Raw genomic sequence first — 18,421 nt, 5'->3', positions numbered from 1 at the left:
GCCGCGCGCCCGCCTCCCGGAGAAAACATGGTGCTCAGCCCTGCTGCTGCAGCGCGGCGATGCGCTCTTCCAGCGGCGGGTGGCTCATGAACAGGCGCTGCAGGCCCGTGGCCAGGTGGCCGGCGATGCCGAACGCGGCCATGGTCTGCGGCAGCGTGCTCTCGCCGTGGTTGGCCTGCAGGCGCTGCAGGGCCGAGATCATCGAACCGCGACCGGCCAGCTGGGCGCCCGCCTTGTCGGCGCGGAACTCGCGCCAGCGCGAGAAGGCCATCACGATCATCGAGGCGAACAGGCCGAACACCAGCTGCAGCACCATCACCGACACGAAATAGCCGATGCCGCCGCCGCCCTCGCGGTCGCGCCCGCCGGACATCCAGCTGTCCACCGCACGGCCGACCAGGCGCGCCGCCAGGATCACCAGGGTATTCAGCACGCCCTGGATCAGGGTCAGGGTGACCATGTCGCCGTTGGCGACGTGGCCGATCTCATGGCCGAGCACGGCCGAGACCTGCTCGCGGTCCATCTGCTGCAGCAGGCCGGTGCTGACCGCCACCAGCGAGCTGTTCCTGGTCATGCCGGTGGCGAAGGCGTTCATTTCCGGCGCGTCGTAGATCGCCACCTCCGGCATGCTGATGCCGGCGTTCTGCGCGTGGCGGCGCACGGTGTCGAGCAGCCAGCGCTCGGCCTCGTTCTGCGGCTGCTCGATCACCCGGGCGCCGGTGGACATTTTCGCCGTCCACTTGGAGATGGCCAGCGAGATGAAGGCGCCGCCCATGCCGAATACCGCGGCATAGATCAGCAGCCCGGTCATGCCGCCGAGTCCGCGCGAGGCGGCCCACTGATCGATGCCGAGCAGCCGGCACACGATGCTGAGCAGGAACAGGACGGCGATATTGGTAAGCAGGAACAGTGCGATGCGACGCATGGCTGTCTCTCTGGGCAGTCATGAAAAGGGGAATGCGGCCGGGCCGCATCGTAGGAAATCGTGGCGAGGCGCGCAGGTTTCAAGAGCGGGCCTGGCACCGCCCGTACAATGGCTCGATGACTTATCGCGGACGCTTCGCCCCCTCTCCGACCGGCCGGCTCCACTTCGGTTCCCTCGTCGCCGCCGTGGCCAGCTGGCTGTGCGCGCGCCATGCGGGCGGCCGCTGGCTGCTGCGCATGGAGGACATCGACCCGCCGCGCGAGGTGCCCGGTTCGGCGCGCGACATCCTCGACGCCCTGCCCGCCTTCGGCCTGGCCGCCGACGAGCCGGTGCTGTTCCAATCACATCGGCTTGACGCTTACGAAGCGGCATTCCAGCGGCTGCGCGACCACGACCAGGTGTTCCCCTGCTGGTGCAGCCGCGCCGACCTCGCCGCGGCCGGCGGCATGCATCGCGACGGACATTGCGTCGCATCGCCGGACCCATCCCGCGCACCGGCCTGGCGCCTGCGCGCGCCGGATCTTGAGATCGCCTTCGTGGATCGCCTGCAGGGCCCGCAGCGACAGAACCTGCGCCAGGCTGCCGGCGATTTCGTGATCAAGCGCGTGGAAGGCTTCTACGCCTACCAGCTGGCCTGCGCGGTGGACGACGCCTGGCAGGGCGTGACCGAGGTGGTGCGCGGCAACGACCTGCTGGACTCGACCGCGCGGCAACTCTGGCTGCAGCGCTGCCTGGGCCTGCCGACGCCTGCCTACCTGCATCTGCCGCTGGCGGTGGATGCAGATGGGCGCAAGCTCTCGAAGTCCGAAAACGCGCATCCGGTGGATCCGCGCGACCCGCTGCCCGCGCTGCAACGTGCCCTGCACTTTCTCGATCTTCCGGTCGATGCGTCAGCGAACCATCCCGACGCCTTGCTGTCCCAGGCGCTCGCGCATTTCGATCCCGCGCGTTTGCCGCACTGCAGCGAACGACCGGCCTCTTGAAGCGCTAACGTCTGGCGGCATAAACCGCTATAAAGACCGAGCCGCCAAGCCCCGGCGCATCACCTGCACGGCGGCGTCCCCGCGTAGACGAATTGCCATGTTTCCCCTTCAACATGGCGCGGGCAGGCGGGATCGGGTTTCACGGCTCTCATCGCGGATCTATGGAGATAAAGGCATGACGCAGCGCACGGCATTGGTCACGGGTGGCACGGGCGGCATCGGCACCGCCATCGTTCGGTATCTGGCTCGCCAAGGGCATCGCGTCGCCACCAATTATCGCGACCCGGCCAGGGCTGACGCGTGGCGCGCCGCGATCGCGCAGGAAGGCATCGAGGTGGCCATGGTGCAGGGCGACGTGTCCGACCCGGCTTCCTGCGAAGCCATGGTGCGCGAGCTCGAGTCGAAGCTCGGCGCGGTCGAGATCCTGGTCAACAACGCCGGCATCACCCGCGACACCACCTTCCACAAGATGAGCTACCAGCAGTGGACGGACGTGGTGAACACCAACCTCAACGCCTGCTTCAACGTCACCCGCCCGGTGATCGACGGCATGCGCGGGCGCAAGTGGGGCCGCATCGTGCAGATCAGCTCGATCAACGGCCAGAAGGGCCAGTACGGCCAGGCCAACTACGCCGCGGCCAAGGCCGGCATGCACGGCTTCACCATTTCGCTGGCGCAGGAGAACGCCAAGTTCGGCATCACGGTGAACACCGTCTCGCCCGGCTACGTCGCCACCGACATGGTGATGGCGGTGCCGGAGGAAGTCCGCGAGAAGATCGTGGCGCAGATCCCGGTCGGCCGCCTGGGCAAGCCGGAGGAGATCGCCCATGCGGTGGCTTTCCTTACCGGCGAGGAAGCGGCGTGGATCACCGGCACCAACCTGGCGATCAACGGCGGGCACTACATGGGGTGGTAAGAGCTGAGGCTCGACGCCATCCGTCGACTTAAACGCGCCATATGAGGCCGTCATCCCGGCGCAGGCCGGGACCCAGTAGCGACCACGCCGCATCGCAGTCGCCACGTTTGATAGCCGCCTCCAGGCGCTGCACCGACAATCGAGCGATATCGCCACTGGATCCCGGCCTGCGCCGGGATGACGGTGAGGGAACCTCGAACGCCGCGCTACGTTTCAGGCCGCGGGTTTCTTCTCCAGCACTTTCTCCAACACCTTGCCCGCCGCGGCGAACGCAAACACGCCGGTGACATGCGTGGCCGCGCCCAGGCCGCCACCGCAGGCCAGGTTCAAGGCATCGCCGCCCGGCGGCCGCGTGCCGCAGACGGTGCCGTCCGGCTGCGGGTACTGCACGTTCTGCAGCGAATACACCGCCGACACGCCGAAGTAGCGGTCGGGATTGCGCGGAAAGCCGAAGTCCTGGCGGAGCTTCTTGCGGATCAGGCTGAACATGGCGTCGTGCTCGGTGCGCGACAAGTCGCGCACGCGGATCATGGTCGGATCGGTGCGGCCGCCGGCCGAGCCCACGCTCACCATCGGCAGCTTGCGGCGGCGGCACCAGGCGATCGCTTCGAGCTTGACGCGGAAGGCGTCGCAGGCGTCGAGCACCACGTCGTAGCCGCGGTCCAGCAGCTCGTCCAGGGTGGAGGGCGTGAGGAAGCGCTCGATCGCGTCGACCTGGATCGCCGGATTGATCGCCCGCGCACGCGCGGCGATCACCTCCACCTTGGGCTTGCCGTACTCGCCGTCCAGCGCATGCAGCTGGCGGTTGGTGTTGGAGACGCAGACCTCGTCGGCATCGATCAGGGTGAGCCGCCCCACGCCGCTGCGCGCCAGCGCCTCGGCCGCCCAGGAGCCGACGCCGCCGATGCCGATCACGCAGACATGCGCCTGCCGCAGGCGCTCCACGCTGCCCACGCCGTACAGGCGCTCGACGCCCTGGAAGCGTTCGGCGGGAAAAGCCACGTCGTTCATGCGCGCGCTCCGCGGCGGTTCGAAAGTGTCGGATACATGGGATGGGTCATCGACGGCGTAAAGCGCGCCATTTTAGCGGGAGCGAGCGGCGGGCGCCGCGAGTGGCCGTGCTAACCTCGCGAACGATTCGTTCCACCAGCGGATAGACAAAGGCATGCGTGCAGTACTTCTGATCGTCCTCGGCCTGGCCATCGGCATCGTCGGCACCGTGTTCGCGATGAACGCCCTGAACCAACGCAACCCGTTTCCACGTGCGGTGATGGACGTGATGGCCCACCACTCCGGCGCCCTGCGCAATGCGGTCAAGGGCCAGCGCTGCGAGGCGGCGGCGAACAGTGAGCACCTGCAGCGGCTGCTGTCCACCTCCAGCGACATCGTCCCGGCCTTTCCCGGGGTCGACCAGGGCTTCATCGACGAAGCGAACCAGCTGCACACGCGCCTGCAGGCCGCCGTGCACGCCGCTCCGGCCGACTGCGCCGCGCTGGCCGCCGCGCTCAAGCCGGTGGGCGAGACCTGCCAGTCCTGCCATCAGAAATACCGCTGAGAGAACCGGCGTAGGTTGGGGTGAGCCACAGGCGAACCCCAACATGAGCCTCGTCGATGCAGCGACGTTGGGGTTCGCTGTCGCTCACCCCAACCTACAGTTTGACTCTGCCCCGCAGCACGTCCCAGTACATCACCCAGTCGCCCATCAGGCTGTAGAGCGGATGGCGGAACGTGGCCGGCCGGTTCTTCTCGAAGGCGAAATGCCCGACCCAGGCGAAGCCATAGCCGGCGACGGGCACCAGCCATAGCCAGGCCAGGTGGCCGGTAGTCACCGCCAGCGCGATCACCGCCAGTACCAGCGTGCTGCCGGCGAAATGCATGCGCCGGCAATTCACATCGCTGTGTTCGCCCAGATAGAACGGGTAGAACTCGCGGAAGCTGGCGAAGCCGGACATGGGCGGTTCCCTCGAAGATTTCCTGGCGCGGCCGGGGCAGCCTAGCGCCGCCCCAGTGCGGGCGCATGCGCGCCCGCAGCATCAGCGCGTCGGCAGCGGAATGAATTCCAGCTCGTCGCCCGCCACCTTGCCGTAGCGTTGTTCCTGCCACTCGAGCTTGGCCTGCTCGATGCGCTCCTTGCGGCTGGACACGAAGTTCCACCACAGATGCCGCTCGCCATCCAGCGGCGCGCCGCCGAACAGCATCACGCGGCTGCGCACGGCGGCCTTCAGCGGTGCGGCGGTATCGCCGCTCTGCACCGCCGTGTGGGCAGCCGGCACGGTGAGTTCGCCCCAGCTCACTTCGCCATCGATCACGCACACGCCACGCTCGATATGTTCCTCCGGCCAGGCCAGTTCGGCACCCGCCTCGAGCGTCGCCTCGATGAAGAACATCGGTGCGAACACTTTGACCGGCGAGCGCTCGCCGTATGCCGTGCCGGCGATCAGCACCAGCTCGGCGCCGGGGCGGCAGATGCGCGGCAGCGCGTCGGCGCCGTGGTGGTGGAACTCCGGCTCCACTTCTTCGTCGTGCTGCGGCAGCGCCACCCACACCTGCACGCCGTGCATGCGCTGGCCGTCGCGGCGCTGCTCCGGCGGCGTGCGTTCGGAGTGCGCGATGCCGCGGCCGGCGGTCATCCAGTTCACCTCGCCGGGACGGATGTCGGCCAGGCTGCCGACGCTGTCGCGATGGCGGATCGCGCCGTCGAACAGCCAGGTCACCGTGGCCAGGCCGATATGCGGATGCGGGCGCACGTCCATACCCTTGCCCGGCGCGAAATCCGCCGGGCCCATCAAGTCGAAGAACACGAACGGCCCCACGTGGCGGGCCTGCAGCACCGGCAGCAGGCGGCGCACGGTGAAGCCGTCGCCCAGGTCGTGCAGGCGGCCTTCGATCAGCAGCGGGTTCTGGTCCATGCGGTATTCCTCTTTACCAAGCCCGTCGATATTGCACCGGTGCCTCGAGCGACGCACCCAGTTCCTGCGCCGCACGGCGCGGGAAGTACGGATCGCGCAGGCTTTCGCGCGCGATCAGCACGATGTCCGCCTCGTCCTGCGCGACGATGCGCGCAGCCTGGTCCGACTCGGTGATCAGGCCCACTGCGCCGGTGGCGATGCCCGCCTCGCGGCGGATGCGCGCGGCGAACGGCACCTGGTAGCCGGGGCCGAGCGGAATCTTCACGTGCGGCACCAGGCCGCCGCTGGAGACGTCGACCAGATCGACGCCCAGCGCCGGCAGTTCGCGCGCCAGGCGCACGCTCTGCTCGATGTCCCAGCCGCCCTCATGCCAGTCGGTGGCGGAGATGCGCACCCACAGCGGCAGTTCCGCCGGCCACACTTCGCGCACGGCGGCGATGATCTCGCGCAGCAGGCGCGTGCGATTCTCGAAGCTGCCGCCGTAGGCGTCCTCGCGATGGTTGCTCAGCGGCGACAGGAACTGGTGCAGCAGGTAGCCGTGCGCGGCATGCAGTTCCACCAGGCGGAAGCCGGCGGCAAGCGCGCGTTCGGCGGCGCGGCGGAAATCCTCGACCAGCTGGCGCAGGCCGGCGGCGTCCAGTGCCTGCGGGGTATGCCAGCCCTCGTCGAAAGCGATCGCCGAGGGCGCCACGGTGTCCCACGCGCCTTCGCGCAGCGCACCGCCGCCTTCCCACGGACGCTGCGAACTGGCCTTGCGTCCCGCATGCGCCAGCTGCACGCCGGCGATCGCGCCCTGCGTATCGATGAAGCGGGTGATCGGACGCCAGGCCTCGCGTTGCGCGTCGTTCCACAGGCCGACGTCCTGCGGCGAGATGCGGCCCTGCGCCGTCACGGCGGTGGCTTCAGCGATGACCACCGCGGCGCCACCGACCGCGCGGCTGCCCAGGTGTACCAGGTGCCAGTGGTCGGGCACGCCGTCGACGGCGGAGTACTGGCACATCGGCGCGACGGCGATGCGATTGCGCAGGGTCAGGCCGCGCTGGGTGAACGGGGTGAACAGCTGCATGGGGGCCTACCGGGAATGGGGTGAACCCGCGACATGCCGGCGGATCGTGCGCGCTTCAAGAGCCGGCGCGTCGCCCGGCCGCCGCCAGGCCGTCGGCGAGGGCGGCGGCAACCGCCGCGGGCTGCTTCATCCAGGCGAAGTGATCGGCCGGCACGCCCAGGTCGTCCGGATCGAGCACGGCGCGCTTTGCCGATACCAGCGGCATCTTCGCCAGCAGCCAGTCCAGCGAGGCCTGCGGGCCCAGCCAGTCGTCGCGCAGGCGCACCGCCTGCAGCGGCAGGCGCAGGCGCGCCAGGGCTGCCTCCAGGTCCTCCGGCAGCCCTGCCGCGGCATAGCGGCCGGTGCGGCCGCTGCGGGCCCAGTCGGCGATCACGCCGCGCGCCTCGTTGCCGCCGAAGCCCAGGCGCCGGCCGGGCAGATGGCCGACCAGCCCGGCGAGCACGGGCGCCAGCGCATAGGCCAGGCCGATCCACGCACCGCGCCGGAAGCGCCGCCAGTACGGCGAACCGCTGGCCACCAGGGCCAGGCCGGCGAAGGCCTGCGGATGCAGTCCGGCATACAGGGAGGCGAGCTGGCCGCCCAGGCTGTGGCCGCCCAGCAGGCATGGCAGATTCGGGCAACGCTCGCGCGCCGCGGCCACACCGGCCGGCAGATCCTGCCGCAGCAGCTCGCGATAACCCCAGTCGCAACGCCGCCCCGCGCGGCGGTTGCTGGAACCGATGCCGCGCCATTCGTGCAAGGCCACCGCGATGCCACGATCGGCCAGCGCCTGCGCCAGCGGCAGGTAATGCCGCGCGCCGACGCCCATCGCCGGCAGCCAGTAGAGCAGGCTCGACGGCGCCTGCACGGGAAGGACCAGCAGCAGTTCGGAACGGGCTCCGTCCGCGATCGCCACAGGCACGACGATGGCCGGTGTATCTGCGACGGCTTCCTGCACGGCGATCTCCGGCCCTGGGGAAAACGGCAGGCTAGCACGCGCTTCCGTGCAGGCGGCGCGCAAGAAAAAGGCCGGCTTGCGCCGGCCTTTTCGGGTCTGTTTTTACGCATGGATCAGACCGGCATCACTTCCTCGGCCTGCAGGCCCTTCTGGCCCTGCACCACCTTGAAGCTCACTGTCTGTCCTTCCTTGAGGCTCTTGAAGCCCTGGCCCTGGATCGCGCGGAAGTGGACGAAGACGTCCTCCTTGCCGTTTCCCCTGTTGATGAAGCCAAACCCCTTGGCATCGTTGAACCATTTCACCGTGCCGGTTTCACGGCCATTACCATCCGACATGACTTAACTCCAATCGACTCGATTTGAGACAAGTCAGCCTCCCCCTTGCGGCCGACGACTTACTGGGCTGCAGGGAACCGGTGAAGCGATGCGAGGCATGGGCCGGGACATCGGGCACGCGCGTGGCCTGGCAAACACAGTGGGGCGAGCATAGCCGATTTTTTTCGAGGCGAAGTGATGATGCGCAGGCGCGAAGAACGAAAGCCGGGCGTCGCCGCCCGGCTTTCGTTTCGCCACGATTTTTATCCGACTTTCAGGCTGGCACGACGTCTTCGGCCTGCAGCCCTTTCTGGCCGGTGACCACCTTGAAGGTGACCTTCTGGCCTTCCTTGAGGCTCTTGAACCCGGACCCCGAAATCGCGCGGAAATGCACGAAGACATCGGGCCCGTTTTCGCGGCTGATAAAGCCGAACCCCTTGGCGTCGTTGAACCACTTCACCGTGCCGGTTTCACGATTACCATCCGACATGACTCACTCCGATCGAATCGACACTGAGACAGGCCGGCCTCCCCCTTACGACCGACGACTTACTGGGCATGCTGGGAATCGGTGGAGCGATGCGGGTGAAACCGTACATCGGGGCACGCGTGACCTGGCAGACACAGTGGCCCGAGCATAGCGGATTTTTCGCAGTGGTATGCACGAAAACCGCCGAATCGAGGGCGTAAAAAAAGGCCAGGCATTGCTGCCCGGCCTTTTTGAATCGATCAAGAAGGACTGCTCAGGCCTTCTGCACTTCGTCGGCCTGCAGGCCCTTCTGGCCCTGCACCACCTTGAAGCTGACCTTGTCGCCTTCGGCCAGGCTCTTGAAGCCGTTGCCCTGGATGGCGCGGAAATGCACGAACACATCCGGGCCGTTGTCACGGCTGATGAAGCCGAAGCCCTTGGCGTCGTTGAACCACTTGACGGTACCGATCTGACGATCAGACATACGAAACACTCCTAAAGGTTTTAATGAGACTCAGCCCTACCAGCGGAAAGGCCGACTTACTGGCTGCTAAGGAAAACCCTAGGGGTGAGGCGATGTAGCGGATCGCTGATCAGCGGCATCGGGTCACAAAACAGGTGACCCCGGCAAACACAGTGCCTGCATCATAGCTGTTTCAAAGGCCGGAAAGCGAACGGCGAAGCCGCCGAGGCAAGCTGAATGAATTAGATCGTGACAACTGCCGCGTTCGTTTTTTCACTGAAATCGGCGCCCGATTCAGCTTTTCTTTACGACGCTCAGTGTCTATTGCGACTGCATTTTGGCAACCGGGCGTTGCTCACCATCCATTCGCGGCACGGCCCGCCCGGGGCCGACAGTCAAGGAGATGCCTCATGACCAGACTTCCCTCGCGCCTCGCCCTGCTCGTGTTCGCCGGCGGACTTGTGCTGGCCGGATGCAATGACAAGACCACCCGTCCAAGCTCCAGCACCACTGCCACGACGTCCAGCAGCACCAGCCGTACGGCGCCCGCGACGCCTCCCCGCACCGCCACCACCAAGCCGAAGGCCGCGGCCGGCGAAGCCCTGCCCGACCAGACCGGCATCCCCGCCTGCGACAACTTCCTCAACAGCTACATCGCCTGCCACCAGGTCGCCGGCATCTATGCGCCTGACCAGATCGAAGGCCATTACGAGGAAATGCGCACCGGCTTGCTGCGCGATTCGTTGAACCCCGACATCCGCCCGCAGCTGGGCAATCGCTGCACTTCGCTGGCCAATTCGCTGCACCAAGCCCTGCACGGCAAATCCTGCGCCTCCCAGCCGGTCGCCCCGGCCAGCGGCGGTTCGCACTGAGTCACGCCGCTCATTCCTTCCCGCGCCAATGCGCGCGCAGCGCTGCCGCCACGTTCGCGGGGCGGCAGCGCCCCAGCCGGATCTTCGGCGTGCCGTGCCAGCGCGCGGTCGCGGCGACTGCTTCGGCCACATCGGCGATCCATTCCGGCGTAGGCGTTTCGCCCTCCTCCAGATAAAGGGCCTTCACTTCAAATACACATTCGGCGCGATGTGCCTTGGCATCGAGTCGCCCCACCAGGCGGCCGCGGCGCAGGATCGGCAGCACGTAGTAGCCATAGCGGCGCTTCGCCGCCGGCACGTAGCACTCGATGGTGTATTCGAAGCCGAACATCGCCTGCGCGCGGGCCCGGTCCCATACCAGGGGATCGAACGGCGACAGCAGCGTCGTGCAGCTGGCGCGCAGGCTGCCGCGTGATGCCTGAGCCAGCAGATCCGCATGCTCGGCGTGCACATAGCCGGGGACTTTCCAGTCCGCCACCGCCACTTCGATCAGCTCACCGGACGCCACCAGCGGCGCCAGTTCGCGCTCGGTGACCGCCGGCTTGAGCCGGTGGTAATCCGCGATCCAGCGCGCCTGCGTGACGCCGAGCGCCCGCACGGCATCCAGGATGAAGCGCCGGCGCAAGGCGTCCTGTTCCAGACCGAGCGGGGCAGCGTCGAACGAAGGCTGCAGCTGCGCGATCACACGCCCGGCCAGGTCGTACACGCGCTGGAAACGCTCGCGCCGGCTGACCATCAGCTCGCCCAGAGCGAACCACGCTTCCAGCCAGCGTTTCTCCGGTTTCCACGACCACCAGCCGCTGGCCGCGCCGCGCTCTTCGCGTTCGAAGTCGGCCGCGCGTACCGGGCCGTTCGCGCGGATGCGTTCGAGCAATCCGTCCATGTCTTCGCGCTGCTCGCGATGCATGCGCTCGGCATGGCGATGCGCCCAATGCGTGCCGCGCCGGACACTCCACGCGCGATGCCACGCATAGTCCGCCGCCGGCACGAAGCACGCTTCATGCGCCCAGCATTCGGCGAGCTTCCCTTGCGCAAGCGCTTCGTCCAGCCAGGCGGGCTCGTATTCGCCCAGCCGCGAATGCAGGACCAGGTAGGGACTGCGCGCCACCACATGGATGGTGTCGATCTGCAGCAGGCGCATGCGCGCGATCGCTTCCACCACGTCGGCGCGCCGCGCACGGCGGCGCGGCGCGCGCAGCAGTCCCTGCGCCGCCAGTTGCAGGCGCTGCGCCTGCGCAAGCGTCAGATGCAGTCGTTCCGACGAAGATGCAGACGGCGATGACGAAGTTTTCACGTCCACCACATCGAATGGTTGTGCAGGCATTTACCCGGCCTTTGCTAGCGTTGTCCTCAGCGCGGGACGTGCAGTGGCCCGACATCGCGGTCGCTTCGGCTCCCACGCCTTCCCTCCCCGAGCCAGTCATTCTGGCATGGAGCATCGACGATGAACCCTCGCCATTCCCTGCTCACTCTTGTCGCCTCCGGTTCGCTGCTGTTCGCCGGCACGCTGCTGGCGCAGAATCAACCCGCACAGACCGTGCCGCCGCCTCCTCCGCCGCAACCGCAGGCGATGCCGCAAGCGCAACCCATGCCGCAACCCGCGCCACAGCCGCAGGCACAACCGCAAGCGATGCCGCAGCAGGCCGCGCCCGCGCCACAGCCCGGCCAGGACAGCGCGAGCTACAACAGCCCGCAGGGCCAGGTCACCGTCAATTCGAGCATTCCCGCGGTGAAGGATGCCGGCCCGCCGCCGGATTTCGCCACGCTCGCCAACGGCAAGGCCTATGTCACCGAGGACGACGCGTCCGCGTATCCGCCGCTCGCCAATGACTTCCTGCATGCGTCCGGCGGCGCGCAGCACTTAAGCAAGGCCGCGTATGCGCGCTGGTTGAAGCAGCGCTGAGCTTCCGGCACCCTGACGCCGGCCGCGGCACGCCGCGGCCGGCTTTTTTTGTGTGCGGCACCCACGTCCGGCCGCGCCCCCTCATGAATTCCCCCGCGCCCGGATGGGCTCGTCTTTCGTGGAGTACGCAATGACGCGACCGCTCGTCACCATGGCGCTGCTATCGGCAGCAAGCCTGTTCACCCTGTCCGCGCATGCGCAGAATCCCGATCCGATGGACATCCGCGCCTGCACCGCGATCGAAAGCGACGCGCAGCGCCTGGCCTGCTACGACCACGCCACCGGCCGGGTGAACCTGCCTACCGCGCAGAAGCGCGTCAACGAGAACGGCGCGGCATCGGGCGTGTTCGCGGCCGACAAGAGCCAGCGCGAACTGGCCACGCAAGGCAATCCCGAAGTGAGCCGCCCGCTGTCGCTGCTGGATTCGCGCTGGGAGCTGTCGCCGGAAAGCAAGCTCGGCACCTTCAACGTGCGCGGCTACAAGCCGCTGTACCTGCTGCCGGTGTTCGCCACCAGCAACCAGAACGCGCAGCCGCACAGCCCCAATCCCTTGAACACCGTCGACACGCCGCAGCAGCTGCAGAACGTCGAGGCGAAGTTCCAGCTCAGCCTGAAGACCAAGGTGTGGCAGGGCGTATTCGGCGACGCGGGCGACCTGTGGGTGGGCTATACCCAGTCCTCGCGCTGGCAGGTCTACAACAACAAGATCTCGCGTCCGTTCCGCGAGACCAATTACGAACCGGAAGCGATGCTGGTGTTCGCCACCAACTACCAGTTGGCTGGCTGGGACGGCCGCCTGCTCGGCATCGGCGTCAACCACGAGTCGAACGGCCGCTCCAATCCGTTGTCGCGCAGCTGGAACCGCGTGATCGGCAACGTCGGCTTCGAGCGCGACGGCTGGACGGTGATGTTCCGCCCGTGGTGGCGTGTGCCGGAGCACGGCAAGGACGACAACAACCCCGACATCAGCGACTACATGGGCCGCGGCGACGTGCAGATCGTGCACGAATGGAACGGCCAGGAATTCGGCCTGATGCTGCGCCACTCGCTGCGCGGCGGCAGCCGCAGCCATGGCGCCGCGCAGTTCAGCTGGGCCTTTCCGATCAGCGGCAACCTGCGCGCCTACATGGAGCTGTTCAAGGGCTACGGCGAGAGCATGATCGACTACAACCACAACGCCACCTACCTGGGCGTGGGCATCTCGCTGCTCGACTGGTACTGAGCGCAGGCCGCCGCGAAAGGCATGGTGGTCAGCGCCACCAGGCCTTTTTCGTGCCGGTGAGGATTTTCAGCGTCTGGACGCGCGCCAGCGGCAGGCGGCTCAGCGGATGGAAGGCCAGGTCGCGCCACCAGGCCAGTCCGTTGCGGTCCGACTGGAACAGCGGCGTCAGCCAGCGGCTGATGCGCTGGTACACCGCCAGGTGATTACGCCGCTGCCGCGCGTAATCGAGCAGTGCCGCCTCGGGCGTGACATGCGCGGCCAGCGCATCGGCCAGCGCTTGCGCATCGAGCAGCGCCATGTTCACGCCCTGTCCCAGCTGCGGGCTCATCGCATGAGCCGCGTCGCCGACGAAGACCACGCGGCCGTGCACGGGATGGCGCAGCGCCACGTCGCGATAACGCGCGCGGTGGAGTTGCCCGGGCGTATCGATGCCATCCAGCAGCGGCGACGCCTCCGGCCAGAGCTCCGCCACGCGCTCGCGCAGGCGTTCCAGCGCCGCGCCATCGAAACCGTCCACCTGCTCGCCCGGCAGGCTGAAAAAGAAGGTGAGCCAATCCCCGTCGCGATCGGCGCGCCGCCCCACCGGCAGCAACCCGATCATCTCGCGCGTACCGGCATAGCGCTGGCGCAGCTCGTTGCCATGCGGCCAGTCGCCGGCCGGCAGCAGGCACCACATCGCTCCCCACGGATAGACCGCTTCACGCCGCCGCTGCGCTTGCGGCAAATGGCGCCGCAAGCGCGAGTGCGCGCCGTCGGCGACGACGATCAGGTCGAACGGCCCATGCATGCCGCCGTTGCTGTCGCGCAGGTGCACGCCATCGTCAGCGACTGCCTCGATGCACACGCCGGTATGGATGCGCCCGGCATCGTCATACGCATCGCGCAGCAGGGTGAACAAGGAACCGCGGGTCAGGCCCAGCCCGAAACACGCCGGCGCATGGTCGGCATAGCGCATGTCCATCACGCGCCGGCCGCGGCGATTCTCGCCGTGCAGGCGCTCGATGCGCTGCCCCTGCGCCAGCGCGCCTTCGTGCAGACCCAGGCGCGACAGCACGCCCAGGCCGGTGGGCTGCAGCAGGAACCCGGCGCCGACCGGGCCGGGCGTGGCCGCCTGCTCGAACACGCTCAGCGCATGTCCCTGCGCAGAGAGAAACAGCGCGACGGCCTGGCCGGCGGCGCCATAGCCGACGATCGCGATGCGCAGGGGTGCCTGCATGGCGACTCGATCCTTGAGCGAGCGGTTGGGGCGCGCCGTGCGAAACGCCCACAAAAAAGCCGGCCCGGTCGAAACCGGGCCGGCGCGTGTCATGGCTCAGTGCTCGTGGCCGCCTTCGCCGTGGACGTGGCCGTGGGCCAGCTCTTCCTCGGTGGCCTGGCGCACGTCGGTCACCTCGACGGCGAAGTGCAGCGTCTTGCCGGCCAGCGGATGGTTGCCGTCGATATGCACGGTGTCGTTGTCGACCGCGGTGACGGTGACGTTGATGACACCCTGCGGGCCGTGGCCCTGGAACTGCATGCCCGGCTGGATGTCGTCCACGCCCTGGAACGCTTCGCGCGGCACCGACTGGGTCAGTTCGGCATGGTGCACGCCGTAGCCTTCTTCCGGCGCGACGTCGACCTTGAACTGGTCGCCGGCCTGGCGGCCGGTCATCGCCTTCTCCAGGCCGGGCACGATCTGGCCCACGCCGTGCAGATAGGTGAGCGGCTCGCGGCCTTCGGAGCTGTCGAGGACCTGACCCTGGTCGTCGGTCAGCGTGTAATGGAAGGAGGCAACGGAGCGCTCGGCGATCTGCATGGTGTTCTCGCAAAGGGGAAAGGAAAGAAGCTGCCGGTCCGGACCCATGCGTGACGGGGACCGGCGAGACAACGGTCGGGAAGATTACCAGCTTGGGCGTCAATGCGCTGTTTTCCGCGGGGCGCTACTCTGCGCGACATCCCCGCCTCAAGCCCGCCCCATGTCCGAGCTGCTCGACGCCTGGCGCCATCGCCCCACCCATCGCCGGGTCTGGGCGCTGGCCGTGCCGATGATCCTGTCCAACCTCACCGTGCCGCTGGTGGCGCTGGTCGACAGCACGGTGGCCGGCCATCTGCCGCAGACGCAGGACCTGGGCGCCGTCGCGGTCGGCAGCGCGATCTATGCGCTGCCGGTGTGGAGTCTGGGCTTCCTGCGCATGGGCACCACCGGCTTCGCCGCGCAGGCCGAGGGCGCCGGCGATCGCATCGCGCTGCGCACGGTGCAGGTCCAGGCCTTGCTGCTGGCCGCCGTGTTCGGTATCGGCGTGGGCTTGCTGATGCTGCCGCTGCTGCCGTGGCTGATCGGCCAGATGCATGCCACGCCGGCACTGGCCGCGCGCGGCCTCGATTATCTGCACCTGCGCCTGCTCGGCCTGCCGGCCGCGCTGCTCAACTATGCACTCGCCGGCTGGTTCATCGGCGCGCAGCGCGCACGCACCACGCTGTCCCTGCTGCTGGTGGCCAACCTGGTGAATATCGCGCTGAACCTGCTGTTCGTGCCCGGCTTCGGCTGGGGCGTGCCGGGCATCGCGCTGGCCTCGGCCTGCGGCGAATGGTGCGGCGCCCTGTATGGCCTGTGGTGCGCGCGCCGCGCCGTGCATGGCTGGCCGGGCCGCGTGGATTGGCAGGCAATGCGCGGCTGGGCGCACTGGCGGCCACTGCTGATGGTCAACCGCGACATCTTCATCCGCACGCTGGCGCTGGAAGGCGTGTTCTTCAGCATCTCGCTGCTCGGCGCGCGATTGGGCGACGCCACCGTGGCTGCCAACGCCCTGCTGCTCAACGGGCTGATGCTGACCGCGTTCGGCCTGGACGGCCTCGCCAATGCAGTGGAGGCGCTGTGCGGCCACGCCATCGGCGCGCGCGATCCACTGGCGCTGCGCCGCGCGCTGGTGGTGGCGGGCGGTTGGTCGTTGCTGGGCAGCGTGGCCTGTGCGCTGCTGTTCGCCGGCGCCGGCCATCTGTTCGTGAATGTGCAGACCAGCCTGCCGGAAGTGCGCGCCGTAGCCTACGGCGCGCTGCCCTGGCTGGCCGCGCTGCCGGTGGTGTCGGTGTGGAGCTATCTGCTCGATGGCCTGTTCATCGGCGCCACGCGCGGACGGGAGATGCGCGACGGCATGCTGGTGGCGGTGGCGCTGTTCGCCCTGCTCGCCTGGGCCGCGCGCGGCTGGGGCAATGACGGCTTGTGGCTGGCGTTTCTCGCCTTCATGGCGGTGCGCGGCGCCGGACTGGGCTGGATCGCCTGGGAGCTGCGCCGGCGCGGCGCGTGGATCGCGCCGCTGCCACGCCTGCACGAGGCTGCGTAAACTGCGCGGCATGAAGGACATCCTGACTGACCGCCCAAGGATTGGCCGCCTGCTCGCCGTGGCCGCAGCGCTGCTGCTCGGCACCGCGGCACACGCCGGCGAAGCGTTGTCGCTGGCCTCCCGCATCGAAGCGCAGATCGCGCAGCCGCGCTTTGCCGGCGCGCGCTGGGGCATCGCGGTGGTCTCGCTGGACACCGGCCGCACGCTCTACGAGCACGACGGCGATCGCCTGTACCAGACCGCGTCCACCGCCAAGCTGTTCACCGCCGCGCTGGCACTGAGCGAGCTGGGCCCGGACTACCGCATCCCGACCCGCCTGCTCGCTCACGAGCACGTGCGCAACGGCGTGCTGGACGGCCCGCTGCTGCTCTACGGCATGGGCGATCCCACCCTGGGTGCGGATGCGTCGACCGCGGACTGGGCGGACCGCATGGCGCAGCAGGCGGCCGCGCGCGGCATCCGCACGGTCAAGGGCGGCATCGTCGCCGACGACAGCTATTTCGCCAGCCCGGCGATGGGCTCGGGCTGGGAAGCGGCGGACCTGCAGAGCTGGTTCGCCGTGCCGTCCTCCGCACTGAGCGTGCAGGAGAACCAGGTCGACGTGACCGTCGCGCCCGGCGCCGAAGGGCGGCCGGCGGTGGTCACGCAGAATCCCGCCGACGCCTTGCCCGAGGTCGCCAACCGCATCGCCACCAGTGCGCACGGCGTGCGCAACGACATCAATCTCTACCGCGCGCCGGGCGACCGCACGCTGTACGCCTTCGGCCATATCGCCGCGCGCAGCACGGCGCAGCGCTTCAAGCTCGCCGTGTTCGACCCGGCCCTGCTCGCCGGCGAGCAACTGCGTGCCGCGCTGATGCGGCACGGCGTCGCCGTGCAGGGCGGCGTGCGCGCGCTGCACTGGCCACAGAACAGCGACGCGCTGCGCGACGACGCCAGGCTGATCGCCGAAGTGCAATCGCCGCCGCTGGCCGAGATCGTGCAGCGCGGCCTGAAGCGCTCGCAGAACCTGTACCTGCAGAACCTGCTGCTGATCGCCGGCGTGCGCGCGCAGGCCGCGGCGATGCAGGCCGCGTCGCCCCCGACCGGCTTCCTCACCACCGAGAACTGGGGCCTGCGCGGCCTGCGCCAGCTGCTGGAGCAGATGGGGCTGCCGCCGGGCAGCACGGTGATCGAGGAAGGCACCGGCCTGTCGCGCCGCGACCTGAGCACGCCGGCCTCGATGACGCGCCTGCTGTCCTTCCTCGCCGCGCAGTCGTACGCGCACGTGCTATTCGATGCGCTGCCGATCGCCGGCGTGGACGGCACCCTGCAGTGGCGCATGCGCGACACGCCGGCCAACAACAACCTGCGCGCCAAGACCGGCAGCATGTCGCTGGTGCACTGCATGGCCGGCTACGTCACTACCGCCGGCGGCGAGCGCCTGGCCTTCGCCATCATGCTCAACAATTACGACCCGCCGGCCGGCGCACCCAGCGCCAGCCGCGACATCGATGCGATCGCGCAGATGCTGGCCGGGCTGCCGGCGCAGGCACCGGTGCCGGAAAAGACCGGCGCGGTGGCCGCTCAGCCGGCCAACTGAACCTTGACGTCCTTGCCGATCCTGGCCGGCGTGTCGGTGGGCGCGTAGCGCTTCACCACCTGGCCGTCCGGGCCGACCAGGAACTTGGTGAAGTTCCACTTGATCGACTCGCTGCCGAGGATGCCCTTGCCCTCGCTCTTCAGCCACTGGTAGAGCGGATGCGTGCCGTCGCCGTTGACCTCGATCTTGGCGAACATCGGGAAGGTCACGTCGTAGCTGAGGCTGCAGAAGTTCTTGATCTCGGCCTCGTCGCCCGGTTCCTGGTGGCCGAACTGGTCGCAGGGGAAGCCCAGCACCACCAGGTCCTTGTCGCGGCCGGCGCGCCACAGCTGCTCCAGCCCTTCGTACTGCGGTGTGAAGCCGCACTTGGAGGCGACGTTGACGATCAGCAGGGTCTTGCCGCGCCATTCGGCGAGTGAGCGCTCGTTGCCGTCGATGTCGCGCGCGCTGAAGTCGTAGGCCGTGGTCATGGCGAAGCTCCGGTAGAGGTCCCGGCAGTCTACGCCGCCCGGTCCAGCTGGCATAGAATGCCGCTTCCGG

At 68.4% G+C, this 18,421-nt stretch carries 21 protein-coding genes; 8 read left to right on the top strand and 13 right to left on the bottom strand.

Annotated elements, in window-relative coordinates; genetic code table 11:
* Positions 1 to 34 precede the first annotated feature (34 nt).
* Complete coding sequence (htpX, locus tag BM172_RS07370; protein WP_026636227.1) at positions 35 to 925, bottom strand: protease HtpX; 891 nt, start codon at positions 923 to 925, stop codon at positions 35 to 37.
* Between the two features lie 116 nt (positions 926 to 1,041).
* On the opposite strand from htpX, the gene gluQRS reads away from it, so the two are divergent.
* The gene (gene gluQRS, locus BM172_RS07365) at positions 1,042 to 1,908 is read left to right on the top strand and encodes a tRNA glutamyl-Q(34) synthetase GluQRS (protein WP_026636226.1); all 867 of its coding nucleotides are present in this window, start codon (positions 1,042 to 1,044) and stop codon (positions 1,906 to 1,908) included.
* A gap of 175 nt (positions 1,909 to 2,083) precedes the next feature.
* Positions 2,084 to 2,824: an acetoacetyl-CoA reductase gene (phbB, locus tag BM172_RS07360; RefSeq protein ID WP_026636225.1), complete on the top strand. Its 741-nt coding sequence runs from the start codon at positions 2,084 to 2,086 to the stop codon at positions 2,822 to 2,824.
* 213 nt (positions 2,825 to 3,037) lie between these two features.
* Here phbB and BM172_RS07355 read toward each other — a convergent pair whose 3' ends face one another.
* Positions 3,038 to 3,835, bottom strand: coding sequence for a tRNA threonylcarbamoyladenosine dehydratase (locus tag BM172_RS07355; RefSeq protein WP_026636224.1), 798 nt, complete (start codon positions 3,833 to 3,835; stop codon positions 3,038 to 3,040).
* Between the two features lie 154 nt (positions 3,836 to 3,989).
* On the opposite strand from BM172_RS07355, the gene BM172_RS07350 reads away from it, so the two are divergent.
* On the top strand, positions 3,990 to 4,379 hold the full coding sequence (locus BM172_RS07350) for a cytochrome c (protein ID WP_026636223.1): 390 nt from the start codon (positions 3,990 to 3,992) through the stop codon (positions 4,377 to 4,379).
* 94 nt (positions 4,380 to 4,473) lie between these two features.
* Here the strand turns inward: BM172_RS07350 and BM172_RS07345 are convergent, their stop codons facing one another.
* The 7 genes from BM172_RS07345 to BM172_RS07315 all read right to left on the bottom strand — a co-directional run bounded on the left by BM172_RS07345 (position 4,474) and on the right by BM172_RS07315 (position 9,003).
* A complete protein-coding gene (locus BM172_RS07345) occupies positions 4,474 to 4,776 on the bottom strand; it encodes an Mpo1-like protein (RefSeq protein ID WP_026636222.1) in 303 nt (100 codons plus the stop codon).
* An 81-nt stretch (positions 4,777 to 4,857) separates the two neighbouring features.
* A complete protein-coding gene (locus BM172_RS07340; RefSeq protein ID WP_026636221.1) occupies positions 4,858 to 5,733 on the bottom strand; it encodes a pirin family protein in 876 nt (291 codons plus the stop codon).
* 13 nt (positions 5,734 to 5,746) lie between these two features.
* Entirely contained in the window at positions 5,747 to 6,799 is a 1,053-nt protein-coding gene (locus BM172_RS07335; RefSeq protein ID WP_026636220.1) for an NADH:flavin oxidoreductase/NADH oxidase, read from the bottom strand.
* Between the two features lie 55 nt (positions 6,800 to 6,854).
* Positions 6,855 to 7,736: an alpha/beta hydrolase family protein gene (locus BM172_RS07330; protein ID WP_026636219.1), complete on the bottom strand. Its 882-nt coding sequence runs from the start codon at positions 7,734 to 7,736 to the stop codon at positions 6,855 to 6,857.
* Between the two features lie 113 nt (positions 7,737 to 7,849).
* The gene (locus tag BM172_RS07325; protein ID WP_026636218.1) at positions 7,850 to 8,071 is read right to left on the bottom strand and encodes a cold-shock protein; all 222 of its coding nucleotides are present in this window, start codon (positions 8,069 to 8,071) and stop codon (positions 7,850 to 7,852) included.
* A gap of 253 nt (positions 8,072 to 8,324) precedes the next feature.
* Positions 8,325 to 8,540 (bottom strand): cold-shock protein, encoded by a 216-nt coding sequence (locus BM172_RS07320; protein WP_026636217.1) that lies wholly within the window; start codon positions 8,538 to 8,540, stop codon positions 8,325 to 8,327.
* Positions 8,541 to 8,793: 253 nt separating this feature from the next.
* On the bottom strand, positions 8,794 to 9,003 hold the full coding sequence (locus BM172_RS07315) for a cold-shock protein (RefSeq protein ID WP_026636216.1): 210 nt from the start codon (positions 9,001 to 9,003) through the stop codon (positions 8,794 to 8,796).
* A 389-nt stretch (positions 9,004 to 9,392) separates the two neighbouring features.
* Between BM172_RS07315 and BM172_RS07310 the strand changes: the two genes are divergently transcribed.
* Positions 9,393 to 9,854, top strand: coding sequence for a hypothetical protein (locus BM172_RS07310; RefSeq protein WP_026636215.1), 462 nt, complete (start codon positions 9,393 to 9,395; stop codon positions 9,852 to 9,854).
* A 10-nt stretch (positions 9,855 to 9,864) separates the two neighbouring features.
* Here BM172_RS07310 and BM172_RS07305 read toward each other — a convergent pair whose 3' ends face one another.
* A complete protein-coding gene (locus BM172_RS07305; protein ID WP_081805241.1) occupies positions 9,865 to 11,178 on the bottom strand; it encodes a winged helix-turn-helix domain-containing protein in 1,314 nt (437 codons plus the stop codon).
* A 120-nt stretch (positions 11,179 to 11,298) separates the two neighbouring features.
* On the opposite strand from BM172_RS07305, the gene BM172_RS07300 reads away from it, so the two are divergent.
* The gene (locus BM172_RS07300; protein ID WP_026636213.1) at positions 11,299 to 11,757 is read left to right on the top strand and encodes a hypothetical protein; all 459 of its coding nucleotides are present in this window, start codon (positions 11,299 to 11,301) and stop codon (positions 11,755 to 11,757) included.
* Positions 11,758 to 11,908: 151 nt separating this feature from the next.
* Positions 11,909 to 12,979: a phospholipase A gene (locus tag BM172_RS07295; protein WP_051549080.1), complete on the top strand. Its 1,071-nt coding sequence runs from the start codon at positions 11,909 to 11,911 to the stop codon at positions 12,977 to 12,979.
* 28 nt (positions 12,980 to 13,007) lie between these two features.
* Here BM172_RS07295 and BM172_RS07290 read toward each other — a convergent pair whose 3' ends face one another.
* A complete protein-coding gene (locus BM172_RS07290; RefSeq protein WP_051548926.1) occupies positions 13,008 to 14,195 on the bottom strand; it encodes an FAD-dependent oxidoreductase in 1,188 nt (395 codons plus the stop codon).
* 96 nt (positions 14,196 to 14,291) lie between these two features.
* The gene (locus tag BM172_RS07285; protein WP_026636211.1) at positions 14,292 to 14,774 is read right to left on the bottom strand and encodes an FKBP-type peptidyl-prolyl cis-trans isomerase; all 483 of its coding nucleotides are present in this window, start codon (positions 14,772 to 14,774) and stop codon (positions 14,292 to 14,294) included.
* A 160-nt stretch (positions 14,775 to 14,934) separates the two neighbouring features.
* Between BM172_RS07285 and BM172_RS07280 the strand changes: the two genes are divergently transcribed.
* Together BM172_RS07280 and dacB are read left to right on the top strand one after the other, a co-directional pair.
* On the top strand, positions 14,935 to 16,299 hold the full coding sequence (locus BM172_RS07280) for an MATE family efflux transporter (protein WP_026636210.1): 1,365 nt from the start codon (positions 14,935 to 14,937) through the stop codon (positions 16,297 to 16,299).
* Positions 16,300 to 16,309: 10 nt separating this feature from the next.
* Positions 16,310 to 17,881, top strand: coding sequence for a D-alanyl-D-alanine carboxypeptidase/D-alanyl-D-alanine endopeptidase (gene dacB / locus BM172_RS07275; RefSeq protein ID WP_051548925.1), 1,572 nt, complete (start codon positions 16,310 to 16,312; stop codon positions 17,879 to 17,881).
* Here the strand turns inward: dacB and BM172_RS07270 are convergent.
* Positions 17,866 to 18,351, bottom strand: a complete 486-nt coding sequence (locus tag BM172_RS07270; protein ID WP_026636209.1) for a glutathione peroxidase — start codon at positions 18,349 to 18,351, stop codon at positions 17,866 to 17,868. The two genes, dacB and BM172_RS07270, sit on opposite strands and share 16 nt — an antisense overlap.
* Positions 18,352 to 18,421 lie beyond the last annotated feature (70 nt).

Origin of the sequence: Dyella marensis, from assembly GCF_900112865.1 — a bacterium.
In the GTDB taxonomy this organism is placed as follows: Bacteria; Pseudomonadota; Gammaproteobacteria; order Xanthomonadales; family Rhodanobacteraceae; genus Dyella_D; species Dyella_D marensis_A.
Note: the sequence above shows the minus strand (reverse complement) of the source record. Positions and strands in the feature narration are given on the sequence as shown.